9 protein-coding genes and 1 pseudogene are annotated in these 11,484 nt (G+C 39.8%); 5 read left to right on the top strand and 5 right to left on the bottom strand.

The window, feature by feature from the left end; translation table 11 throughout:
* The first annotated feature begins 238 nt into the window (after window positions 1-238).
* Together ACKTT2_RS27395 and ACKTT2_RS27400 are read left to right on the top strand one after the other, a co-directional pair.
* Window positions 239-1,252 (top strand): diguanylate cyclase, encoded by a 1,014-nt coding sequence (locus tag ACKTT2_RS27395; protein WP_407892531.1) that lies wholly within the window; start codon window positions 239-241, stop codon window positions 1,250-1,252.
* Between the two features lie 97 nt (window positions 1,253-1,349).
* Window positions 1,350-2,579, top strand: coding sequence for a hypothetical protein (locus ACKTT2_RS27400; RefSeq protein WP_407892533.1), 1,230 nt, complete (start codon window positions 1,350-1,352; stop codon window positions 2,577-2,579).
* 28 nt (window positions 2,580-2,607) lie between these two features.
* Here the strand turns inward: ACKTT2_RS27400 and ACKTT2_RS27405 are convergent, their stop codons facing one another.
* Together ACKTT2_RS27405 and ACKTT2_RS27410 are read right to left on the bottom strand one after the other, a co-directional pair.
* Window positions 2,608-4,356 carry a 2'-5' RNA ligase family protein gene (locus ACKTT2_RS27405; RefSeq protein ID WP_407892535.1) on the bottom strand — a complete coding sequence of 583 codons (1,749 nt, stop codon included), beginning with the start codon at window positions 4,354-4,356 and terminating at the stop codon, window positions 2,608-2,610.
* Window positions 4,357-4,388: 32 nt separating this feature from the next.
* Window positions 4,389-6,605, bottom strand: a complete 2,217-nt coding sequence (locus ACKTT2_RS27410; RefSeq protein WP_407892538.1) for a tetratricopeptide repeat protein — start codon at window positions 6,603-6,605, stop codon at window positions 4,389-4,391.
* Between the two features lie 402 nt (window positions 6,606-7,007).
* On the opposite strand from ACKTT2_RS27410, the pseudogene ACKTT2_RS27415 reads away from it, so the two are divergent.
* Window positions 7,008-7,088 (top strand): annotated as a pseudogene (locus ACKTT2_RS27415) (DUF1824 family protein); the annotation flags it as partial.
* On the opposite strand, the gene ACKTT2_RS27420 reads toward ACKTT2_RS27415, so the two are convergent.
* On the bottom strand, window positions 7,085-7,210 hold the full coding sequence (locus ACKTT2_RS27420) for a hypothetical protein (protein WP_407892540.1): 126 nt from the start codon (window positions 7,208-7,210) through the stop codon (window positions 7,085-7,087). The pseudogene ACKTT2_RS27415 and the gene ACKTT2_RS27420 sit on opposite strands and share 4 nt — an antisense overlap.
* Before the next feature lie 7 nt (window positions 7,211-7,217).
* On the opposite strand from ACKTT2_RS27420, the gene ACKTT2_RS27425 reads away from it, so the two are divergent.
* Complete coding sequence (locus ACKTT2_RS27425; RefSeq protein ID WP_407892542.1) at window positions 7,218-7,901, top strand: Uma2 family endonuclease; 684 nt, start codon at window positions 7,218-7,220, stop codon at window positions 7,899-7,901.
* Window positions 7,902-8,352: 451 nt separating this feature from the next.
* Entirely contained in the window at window positions 8,353-10,281 is a 1,929-nt protein-coding gene (locus ACKTT2_RS27430; RefSeq protein WP_407892544.1) for an ABC-F family ATP-binding cassette domain-containing protein, read from the top strand.
* A gap of 8 nt (window positions 10,282-10,289) precedes the next feature.
* On the opposite strand, the gene ACKTT2_RS27435 is transcribed toward ACKTT2_RS27430, so the two are convergent.
* Together ACKTT2_RS27435 and ACKTT2_RS27440 are read right to left on the bottom strand one after the other, a co-directional pair.
* A complete protein-coding gene (locus ACKTT2_RS27435) occupies window positions 10,290-10,592 on the bottom strand; it encodes a hypothetical protein (RefSeq protein ID WP_407892546.1) in 303 nt (100 codons plus the stop codon).
* Window positions 10,593-10,605: 13 nt separating this feature from the next.
* Window positions 10,606-11,310 (bottom strand): cadmium resistance transporter, encoded by a 705-nt coding sequence (locus tag ACKTT2_RS27440; RefSeq protein ID WP_407892548.1) that lies wholly within the window; start codon window positions 11,308-11,310, stop codon window positions 10,606-10,608.
* Between the last annotated feature and the right edge of the window lie 174 nt (window positions 11,311-11,484).

Genomic DNA, 11,484 nt, shown 5'->3' on the forward strand with positions numbered 1-11,484 from the left:
TTTGTCAATGTGTGAATTTTGGATGAAGTAGAATCATAACTTTAGTTATCTCAACCCGTGACTTTCTTCCTAATTTTTTACGATTCAATCGTGAACGGGATAGGAATTATGTCTGACTACTTACGATTCAGCCGTGAGATGAATAAAGATATGTCTTACTACTGAGGCTTAAGAGTGAATGCATCGTACATCTTTGAGAATGTACTAGGGGCTTTATTAATCATTGTGCGAATGTCTAATGTGTAGCGTTATTGTTTATGGAAGCTATGACTTTTTTGGTACACTTCCGCCGCAAATACTTAGTGCATCCTCCGATAGGATATATAGAACTGAGAGTTTGAATGAAGCAACACTACGTATTCAAAAAGTACCACCTGATGTTATAGTTATACAGGCTGGTTTCAGTGGAAGAGAGGAACTCTGTCGTTGGTTGAAAAATAATCCAGATTTACTCTGGATACACGTTATAATTCTGGAAGATCGCCCTGAATTACTTGCTCTTAGCGCCCAACAAATGACTGTTGCCGAACTCGCAGCAAAAGAGCAAGGGGCTGATGCGTATATTTTTTGGCATTATCTTACTGAAGAAGTAGGTTCTACTTCAAAAGAGGAAGATACCAAACAATTGCTGATTGAGGAATTCAATCGAGGTGTAAGTAAGACGGAATATACGCGATCGTTATTTACTATAGCGTACACAGATCGGTTGACAAAGTTAGATAACCGTGCTGCATTGGAGAGAGATTTGCCCGAACAAATTAAGATAGCCCGCCGTTGTGACGGAACTCCTTTATCCGTCATTATGCTGGAACTCGATCGCTTTAAACAAGTCAATGATAATTATGGGCATCCAGTTGGCGATCGCGTATTGCAACAGTTGTCTTGTCGTCTACGATCTCATCTAGAATCGGACGGTATGACTATATATCGTTATGGCGGGGATGAGTTCATAATCATTGCGAGCAATCGAACTTGTGAAGCAACACTGGATGTAGCGCGTCATCTCCGTAGCAAGATTGGGGAAGAACTCTTCTTAGTCGATCGCGCTGATGATGTTTTAACTGTTAAACTCACTCTTAGCATAGGAGTGACTTGTTTGCACCCGGAAGACGATCCTCAAGGAGAAAGCCTGTTGAAGCGAGCTGATGAGTATATGTATGAGGTGAAAAAAGCTGGAGGTAATAACGTTGTGGGTTGTAGTGGTTGCTCATATCATGAAAAAGCTCGAGCAATTGCTATATTTGAGAGGTGAATAACAAGCTGTTTGGTTCTCAGAACTTAATGTTTTGCTCTTTTTCCAACAATAAGTATGGGTAACCAAACAGATTTTGCATAGGAAGTGATTTGAAATGTTTCAGACTTCACAAGAAATTGACGAGCAAATACATCACTTACGCAATCTTCTACGTCAACAAACGCAAAACTTACGCATGATAGAAACTCACATGGCAAGTTTTGCATTCAATATGATACCGATTCATTTATTAAATCAACAAGAGTTTATTGAAACCGAGAGAACCAAAATTTTAAAGAAAATCCAAGAATTAGAACAGCACAGAGGGAATGACTCTGATAGACAAATAGAGGTAGATATTCAAAGTCTTTACAAGTTTCTTCCTACAGGTATTTTACACCTCTATTCTCAGGAGGATTTGCCTATAGTAAAATTTTATATTGTTAATCCTACCAACACAGCCAAAACTGTTGTTCTTTCTTCGGGGATCGAGCAATTTTCTTATATCCGAAGTGATACCGTTCAGATAGCACCCGCACAAAGCAAAAGTTTGACTCAGCTTCCTATTCTTAAACAAGATGAAATTGCATCTCTATATGAAGTTCGCAGAGCCATCTTACATACTCGTGTAAGCTGTATTGAAAATGGGCAAGAGTCTTTATTGTCTCTTCAAGATTATGATGTCCAGTTTTTGGCTCGTGATGTCATCACCTGGGCTATTGTTGATGATGAAAATACAGTACGGGATTTGTCTTACCACATTGCAGCTTGGGTAACGCCTAACGATCGCGCTGTTGTGGAAATGCTGAGGTATGCTGCTGATTATAGTCCTACGGGAGTATTGCGGGGATACCAAGGTGGAGGTAACGTTGAAGAGAAAGCTTCAAGAGTGCGATCGCAAGTAGAAGCGATTTTTCAAGCGCTCAAGTTAAAGGCAGAAATCACCTATATTAGTGCATCTATTAGCTTTGGCAAACAAGCGGATGAAGTTCAGCAACGGGTAAATTTACCAAAAGATAGTTTGCTCAATCGCCAAGCCAACTGTATTGATGGTGCTGTTCTTTATGCTAGTTTATTGGAACGTGCAGCAATGAATCCAGCGATCGTTCTTACAAGAGGTCACGCATTTGTAGGATGGGAAATTTCACCAGGAAGCAAGCAATATGAGTTTTTAGAAACTACAATGACGAGAAATCATTCCTTTGAAGAAGCATTTAAGAGAGGGATGGAACAGTTTAAGAGAGTTTCATCGCTACTAGAGCGACCATTTTTTGATTCTCAAGGATTTGCACGGTTAATTGATATTAAAGAAATACGAAGTAGAGGGATTTTTCCAATGGAGTAAGCTGTAATTTATCGCTCATTTTGCAACTTCAGGTAGTAATTGTGAAGTTACAGACAGTTTCCCATTTATTTTCATCAACTTGACGAGTTAATTGCAAGTTTTTCAATCGGAAATTCAAATTTTCTGCTCTTTTAAAGAGAGTGTTATCTTCAATAGGAGCAGTATTATTAGGGAGTAGCACCGCTTTCACGTGTGGTTTCCATTCATTGACAGGATACGGATAACTCTTTAAGTTTAACTTCTGTGACATAGTAGCAATGTTTTGATAAAGTGCTGTGATGTGCGGGTTGTTTTCTACTAACAACCAAATTCGGTCAATAGAAGCAGCACTCATGCGAGCCATGCCTGCAAATTTAACCTCAAAAGAGTTTAGTTGACTACAGCATTCTTGGATGGAGTTAATTAAAGCTGTTATATCAGAAACATCGCGTACTGATTGAATCGTAAAATGTAAATCCTCAATAGGCGAACCACCACAAGTTTCAGCAATCTTTTTGATGAGATTATAAATTTGGCAATACTCTTGCTCTTCAGGTTTAGCAACCAAATAATACGTTGAGGGTTTTACGTCATTATTATTTACAGATCCTGAAATTGTGGGCTGTTGTGATTCTGGGGGAACACTCATTTTATACTGAACAATGTTTTTGTAAAGGTCGTTATAGGCTTCTATTTCATCTTTACCAATACCGTAGTTCCAAGGGAGTAACCCACGCTTTGTGTCTTGCTCGTGCAGTTTAATAAACCGCTGTTGTAGCTCATCAAAACCAACTTTGCAAGATATGACTTCAAATTCATCACCCGCTTTTGCCGAGCGAAGTACAAAAAAGCCATCTTCACGCTTAAACTCTTCTAGAAGAACTGATGCAAACCTCTGTAAGTCGCGATCGACTGCTTGCGATCCGTAGCGTAGATTACCACCATGCATGTCCCGCATATCGGTCAATGCTATACTTTTAATGAATTTCTGGCTTGATGTCAAGTACCATCTTCTACCAATCGCATTTAATGCGCCAGTCATTCTATCAATAGTAATTTCAGACTCGGCATGGGTTTGTAGTAGATTTATACTCTCAAAGAGTTCTTGTTCTACATGAGAATGTAATTTGAGTTGGCGAAGACACACAATGAGATCGCAGTAGGAGCGATAAAATTCTTCCCATGATGGTACATCGCTGTCGTATTGATACGTGCGTTGAATTTCAGAGTGATTGTCCATAACGATTGGTCGAAGAACCATTGGTCGAAGTTTCTTCCGACTTTTTTGTAATTTTTGTTCTGCTTCCTGTTCTGAAATTCCGACTCCAAAATCCCAAGGAATTAAAGCTTCAAATTTGTCTTGAGAGTGAAATTTATGCAGAATACGATGAAGTTGAGGGACTGTTTTGTTAGTTGAGAGCACTATAAATTCATCACTTCCACCCGATCTCCGCACGTAGTTACCCAAATCGAACTTGAATAACGTTTTCAGACTGTAAGATAGCCTGCGAAGTTCTTTATCTACCGCAGATACACCATAAACTCTGTTTGCTTGACGCATATCATATAAGTCTATTTTGGCTACACTACGGATTTGATTGATAGGAACAAACCATTCTTCTCCACGGCGATTCAAAGCATGGGTGACTTCATCTTGAGTTGCAAATCTTTCTGCTTGGTTTTGCAGTTGCACTATCAAATCTATTAGGTGGGATTGAAATTGGAGAGGAATAGTAAGCGCAGTCAGTTTTTGTTTTAATATCTGAAAAGGTTTTCTGAAATCATCTAAAGATTTCACAAAGGAGCCTCCAATGCTTACTGAATATCGAGTTATTGTGTATGGGAAAAACGTTCGATCAATTGTTGTGCTAAATGGATTTCATGTTGCATTCCTACCTGTTTGAATGTTTCTAGCGCTTCTCGAGCAAGCATGACTGCTTGCTCTATAGCACTTTGTTCTATAGCAATTTCTGCAAGCCCAAGTTTAGCTCGTGCTTTTTCCTCCTGACGAATAGAAGACTCTCCTGCTGCATCCATACTTTGATGAAAGAATTGCTCTGCTTCACTGAATTGCCCTTGTCGTAAAGCAACAAATCCCAAACCATTCAAACCTATAGATATGTGCCGATTGGGATCTTGTCGCTCCGGCGATTGCCATGTTTCAATCGCAGTTTCATACCATCTGGCTGCTTCATCATAGTCATGCATTTCATACGCTAAATCTCCCATATCATTCTGAGCAAAACCCAAACCGTAGAGAGCATAATCGTCGTGGTTATGCTGTTCGTAAACTTCGATCGCTTCTAAAAGAAGTTGCTTTGCCCTGTCAAACTCACTTAAGTGAGTGACAACTGTACCCAAAGCTCGTTTGGCGGTGGCAATTTGTATGTCATCACCTGTTTGCAGCATTGCTTGTAAGGATGCTTCTGCCCAACGCTGTGCTCGTATATAGTCGCCTTGGTAAAAGTAGATCCATGTAATGTTACGAGAGAAATTTCCTACGGATTTCCAATCTTCGAGCAGTTGTGCTGCTTCTAATGCTGCGTGAGTTAAGGATAAGCGATCGAGCCAGAAACCACATTGCCAAAGAACACTGCCAAACGCTTGAGCAAACGCAATCATCATCTCTGCTTGTTTTCTTTGTGCTGGCAGAAGCTTGGCAGTTCTAGCGTTTTTTTGCTTCATCGCTCTGTAACACAGTTGCGAAGCTGCGAGAATATTATCTCTGTCTAGTAAAAGGCGATCGTAATCTCGCCAAAGTTCAAACTTACCCTGCTTTTGAACTAAATCAAGATAGTACTGAGCCATTTGTTGATTTGCTTTTCTCACAAAAGCTTTGTTTTGTTTTGCTTTTGTCAGCACAAACCTGCGAGTTAAAGGATGCAAACACAATCGGTCTAATTCTTGATTATGAATAACTAGAGAGAGTTGCAAAATAGAAGTAATAGCAGAGTCGCACTCATCGGATTCTCGTACTTTAACAATGTAAGTCAAGGCAGTCCTAGTAGCAGGATCTATATGTAAAGCCAGAGCAATTAGGATTTGCTGCGCTTTGGTTTCTAGTAGCCCCCAACTTTTTTCAAAGCAAAATTGTAATATGGGTAAATCCGAGCCAAATTCCAACCGCTCTATCACTTGATTGACTGACGCTCCCGAAGTAGAAACTTGTGCCTCAACCCAGAGCATAGCAAGTGGAAGACCACCAGTCACTTTAATAATTTTGTCAATTTGTTCATTTGTTAGGCGATTAGCGTGTTGCGAAGCAACCCACTCCAATAAGGTCTTACTTTCCTCATTTAAAAGACCTTTCAATTGAATGCGATGCCCTTCAGAAATTCTTTCACGAGATGTAATTATTGATTTAACTGTGACAGGTGTTTTTCTTAAAAATGCAATAATTTCTTCTCTTTCTGATAAAGATAAAGTTTCAAAATTATCAATTAATAAAAGCGTTGTTTGTTTACTTAACAAGCTGTAGGAAATTTTATTTTGTTCTTCTAATGGATTATTTCTGATGGTAGAATAATTCAGAACCTCACCAATAGTAGAAAATATATCCTTTAATGCTTGAATATCAGGAGTTTGCGTCTCCACACCAGAAGGTGTCAGAATAAGTTCTTTAGCTGTTACCCAAACGATCGCAGCAAAAAGGTCGCGCTCCACACATTGATAAGCCACCTCAATTGCCAGGGAAGTCTTCCCAACCCCACCCAAACCCTCAATAGCAACAATAAAAGTACGACTTGTAGGGTCTAAAGAACCAAGAATAGTTTCAATTTCTTGTTCTCGCCCAACAAAAAAAGGTCGTCTGGGTAGATTTTGCAAACATTTTTTGCCATTCAATCTTTGCTGCTCGGCAGGAAGTTCCAACGCATTTAATCTTGAATGTAATTTCTTAATTTCTTCTTGTTCAAAAGTCAAACTATTCAACAAGTGAATGGGTCTATCGACTCCATAAGTAGCAAGAATCTCCTCGATAGCATAAAGATTCTTCTGATGTACGGCGATCAACCCGCGAATCTTTAGAATTTCTTCTTCTCTTTCCATAAATAGAATTTGTGAAAAGTTGATAAGAGAGTCAATGAGAAATCTTTTCTTGTTCTACCGCCATTCACTAAATAAAAAATTTTTCTATAATAAAAACTCTTTTGTATTTCTCAAAAGGAGTTATAAGTAATTTAGTTGTAGTTTTCCATTGTCCACTATATTATAACTTAGGATAGATTTCCGCAAGTACTTAGTCAGAAAATATACTGTTTAATTCAAAAAATACTCCATTTCATAACCAAAATCAGTGAAGAGACTCCGTGATTTCGCACTTCCCGCAACCCGACCTACAATAAATCTTAACCAAACTAAAAAGAGGCACGACAACACATAACATTCAGAAGAGCAATCGCCCGTCTGCGTGCATCTGCTACAGGGTGCGGTTCCTAAAACCCTAAATGAGTACTTGTTAGCTGTCAATCTTATTCTTAGGGCGGAGTTAATGAAATGTTCGGGTATTTACCTTTAGATTTGTTTGTTTAGTTAGTGGTTAAAGGATGTAAGTATTTGCGTAAAGTTCTCAGTAACTTCGGTGTCAAGCTGCTTTTCCAATTTTTGTAACGGTCTATTGCTAAAATAACTTTATCTCTTTCATTCTCGCTCATATTGATTATGGTGTTGCAGCAGCCTGCCCGTTCTATCCCTATTCCACCCTTAGAGAGTGGCGATCGCTTAACTCGTGCTGAGTTTGAGCGCCGCTATGAAGCAACCCCAGAAAAATTCAAAGCGGAATTGATCGAAGGAGTGGTTTACGTGGCATCGCCTGTACGAGTCTTTCATGGCAATCCTCATTTTAATTTAATTACCTGGCTAGGAGTATACAGTACGGCTACTCCAGGTGTAAGCGGATCGGATAACGCCACAACCAGACTGGATTTGGACAATGAACCACAACCAGATGCGCTACTGCGGATTGAAATTGGTGGTAACTCGACAATCAGTGAAGATGGTTATATCGAAGGACCACCGGAATTAGTCGCGGAAATTGCAACTAGCAGTGCAGCAATTGATTTAGGAACCAAGCGAAACGTCTACCGCCGCAATGGCGTGCAGGAATATTTGGTGTGGCAAACCTTTGAAAATCGCTTCAATTGGTTTCGGTTACAAGCTGAGGAATTTGTATCAGTTGAACCTGATGCTGATGGCATAATTTGCAGTAGCGTGTTTCCAGGTTTGTGGCTAGCGGTGTCGGCATTATTAGAGGGCAATATGATGTTCGTCCTAAATGTGTTGCAAGCAGGGATTAGCGATCCGAAACATCAAGCGTTTGTTCGGGAGTTGGCAGGGCGATCGTAAGATGTATGCTATGTAAAGATCGCGGCAAACCAACAGATTGTCTCTCGGATCTTTCCTGAGTTGGTGGTGAGATCTGAATAAATTCTAACTTCCAGATAAGGAAGGCAAATCATGAGCGAGCTAACGCCTAATTTTGAAATTTCTCAACTTTCTTAGCAGCTGCAACAACTGCTTCTCATGAGTTTACTTATGCGATCGCAGCAAAAAAGTTTTGCTCCATACACTGATAAGCCACCTCAATTGCCAGTGAAGTTTTCTCAACACCGCCTCTAAAAATCTGTAGAAACATACAATAAATCTTAACCAAACTAAAAAGAGGTATTGATAACATTAATCATTCGGAAGAGCAATCAACCGTCTGCGTGCATCTGCTACAGGGTGCGGTTCCTAAAACTAAATATCGGGAGCAAAGCATCACACCCCTACTAACCACAAACACTAACCAAATATTATGAGTATTATCACCCTACAATCAGTAAAAAAAGATTTTGGTATCAAAGAAATTCTAAAAGAAGCAAGTTTTAGCCTAGATACAAACGATAAAGTCGGACTAATTGGAACCAATGGTTCTGGCAAATCCACATTACTAAAAATGATTGCGGGATTAGAACCAATTGATAGCGGTCAAATTATAACCAATTCTGGAGCTAAAATTATCTATCTGCCCCAACAGCCAGAAGTCGATGAGAATCACACAGTTTTAGAACAAGTTTTCGCTGACAGTGGCGAACAAATGACTTTAGTGCGAGAGTATGAAGAACTTTCCGACAAATTAGCCCACGCACCAGAAGATAAACAGTTGCTATCGCGTTTATCCTCCGTCATGCAACGGATGGACTCAATTAATGCTTGGGAACTAGAAACAAATGCCAAAATCATTCTTTCAAAATTAGGCATCACAGACTTTAACGCTCTTGTTGGCACTTTATCTGGTGGTTATCGCAAACGCATCGCTTTGGCTACAGCTTTGCTATCAGAACCCGATTTGTTGCTCATGGACGAACCAACAAACCATTTGGATGCCAATTCTGTAGAGTGGTTGCAAAGTTACTTAAATCGTTATCGTGGCGCACTCTTATTAATAACTCACGATCGCTACTTTTTGGATAAAGTCACCAATCGGATTATTGAGATTGACCGAGGAGACATTTACACCTACGCTGGTAACTACTCTTATTACTTAGAAAAGAAAGCATTAGCAGAAGAATCTGCTGTGAGCAGTCAAAGAAAACACCAAGGAGTCTTGCGGCGCGAACTGGAATGGCTCAAACGGGGACCAAAAGCCCGGAGTACGAAACAAAAAGCCAGAATCGATCGCATTCAAGCAATGAGAGAAACAGAGTTTAAACAAGTTCAAGGTAAAGTTGATATTGCGACAGCGAGTCGTCGTATTGGCAAAAAAGTTATTGAAATTAGTCATGTATCTAAGGCTTATAATGAAAGAACATTAATCAAAGATTTTACCTACGAATTTAGCCCGGAAGACCGAATTGGTATCATTGGTGGGAATGGTTCGGGTAAATCCACTTTGTTAAATATCATGACGGAACGCACGGCTCCAGATACTGGGGTTGTAGATATTGGTTCTACCATTCACATTGGTTATTTCGATCAGCACTCTGAAGAATTGCTATTAGCATTGAACGAAAATCAGCGAGTCATTGACTATATCAAAGAAGAAGGAGAATTTATCAGTATAGCTGATGGCACGAGAATCACTGCTTCTCAAATGTTAGAGCGCTTTTTATTTCCAGGTAACCAACAATATGCTCCCATTCACAAACTTTCGGGAGGAGAAAAACGTCGGTTATTTCTACTACGTATTTTGATGGGTGCGCCTAACGTTTTAATATTAGACGAACCAACAAACGACTTGGACGTTCAGACTTTGGCAGTGCTAGAGGAGTATTTAGAGGATTTTTCCGGTTGTGCGATCGCTGTTTCTCACGATCGCTACTTTCTAGATAGGACTGTAGACACTATATTTGCTTTTGAAGAAGGTGGAAATATTCGACAATACCCAGGCAATTACTCTGTTTATTTAGATTATAAGAAAGCAGAAGAAGAAAAGCAGCAACAAAGCACTCCTACCAAAGAAAAAGTAAAAAATGAGACAATAAATGCAACATCTCAATCTCAAGACAATGGAACAAAGAAAAAGCGAGGATTATCCAATTGGGAGAAGCGCGAATTTGAACAATTAGAAGGGAAAATTGCTCAGTTAGAAGCTGAAAAAACAGAAGCAGAAAAAGCGATGACAAAAGTTCCTCCTGGTAACTACAGCCAAGTGCAGAAACTTTACGAACAGGTAGAAAATCTGAAGCAAGCAATTGATACAGCAACTGAGCGATGGTTGGAATTGGCTGAAAGGGAGTCTTAGTTAATTTTTCATTTCTCTTGAATAGGGTGAAACTTCTTTAGCTTGTTAGGACTTACCCAACGGTTGATGAATTCGTTGTTTTTACGGACTTTAATTTGTACCTGCTTGTCGCTTAGTTTTACGACTTCAGCAGGAATTTTATGAACTTCCTCAAAGTCGGCACGAGCTTTGTAAAGCCAAATGACTTTCTGTCCCACTTGAAAATCATCAGGATTGTTAGCTAGGGAAGGAGTTTTTGCCCAAGAGGGAAACGCAGTGACTAGGTTCAGCACAAGCACTAAGATGACTAAAAGGACTTGGAGAAGTTTCATAATTTTTTAAGAATTATAAACTTTGAGTTTTAAATTTGGTATTTTGAATAGTTTTGATAAGCCCTATTAAACTTAGGGAAATCGCTATTAAAGTAATTGGAGTTAGGGAGGCACTATCTAGAATAATAAACACACCTAAGCCTATTAAGACAAACGGTACAAGACTATTACCATAACGGTTTAAGAGATTGGCGATCGCTGGTTTACAAGTTAGTTTATAGGTGAGAGTACACCAAACTCCAACGAGCAATAAGAAGACTGCAATAATGACTAACAGCTCCACAAAAGAAGAGTGAGCAAACAAAGGCATATAAATGCTTACATTGTCACTGCCATTAGCAATGGTAATAGCTGCCACACTATAAGTTTGGGGAGAAAGGAAACCAGCAAAGGTAGAAGAAACAGATAACTCGGTTTCTGACTCGGTTTGAGATGTTGAATCGTTTTCTGGATTGAGCAGACGACTTAGCCCAATAGAAATCGGCACTAAACCTAGCAAACCAATCCATTGGGATGGTAATACTAAACCTCCAAAAAAACCAACTAAGCTAGCAATGACTAGAGTACAAAAGCCCAAGTATTGACCGATGACGATGTGTCGATGACGGAAAGTTGCATTAACCTGTGAAAATAACAGCGTCAGGATAACTAGATCGTCTAAGTTAGTCGCTGCAAAAGCTGCTATTCCAGTAGGGATAGCTGTAACAAATGACTGCATTTTTATTTCTCCTTAATCTTCTTGCTAGGGATTTCCAAGAAATAAATTATCCATCTTGTGGGACCCAGAGCAGCGCCCCTTCGGGGTTCGCCAGTCGCCTCCGCAGGGAACTGGTGAGTCCAGCGCGCATGAGGCGGTGAGACCAGTCCTGCAGGCGGGTTTCCCGCCGTAAGG

Origin of the sequence: Scytonema hankhaensis NUACC26, assembly GCF_045865695.1 — a bacterium.
Taxonomy (GTDB): Bacteria; Cyanobacteriota; Cyanobacteriia; order Cyanobacteriales; family Nostocaceae; genus Scytonema.

Bases quoted from the DNA above. Each gene is read 5' to 3' on its own strand.
- ACKTT2_RS27420 (WP_407892540.1), bottom strand. From the start codon at position 7,210: ATGAGCGAGAATGAAAGAGATAAAGTTATTTTAGCAATAGACCGTTAC.
- ACKTT2_RS27400 (WP_407892533.1), top strand. From the start codon at position 1,350: ATGTTTCAGACTTCACAAGAAATTGACGAGCAAATACATCACTTACGC.
- ACKTT2_RS27430 (WP_407892544.1), top strand. From the start codon at position 8,353: ATGAGTATTATCACCCTACAATCAGTAAAAAAAGATTTTGGTATCAAA.
- ACKTT2_RS27435 (WP_407892546.1), bottom strand. From the start codon at position 10,592: ATGAAACTTCTCCAAGTCCTTTTAGTCATCTTAGTGCTTGTGCTGAAC.
- ACKTT2_RS27395 (WP_407892531.1), top strand. From the start codon at position 239: ATGTGTAGCGTTATTGTTTATGGAAGCTATGACTTTTTTGGTACACTT.
- ACKTT2_RS27410 (WP_407892538.1), bottom strand. From the start codon at position 6,605: ATGGAAAGAGAAGAAGAAATTCTAAAGATTCGCGGGTTGATCGCCGTA.
- ACKTT2_RS27440 (WP_407892548.1), bottom strand. From the start codon at position 11,310: ATGCAGTCATTTGTTACAGCTATCCCTACTGGAATAGCAGCTTTTGCA.
- ACKTT2_RS27425 (WP_407892542.1), top strand. From the start codon at position 7,218: ATGGTGTTGCAGCAGCCTGCCCGTTCTATCCCTATTCCACCCTTAGAG.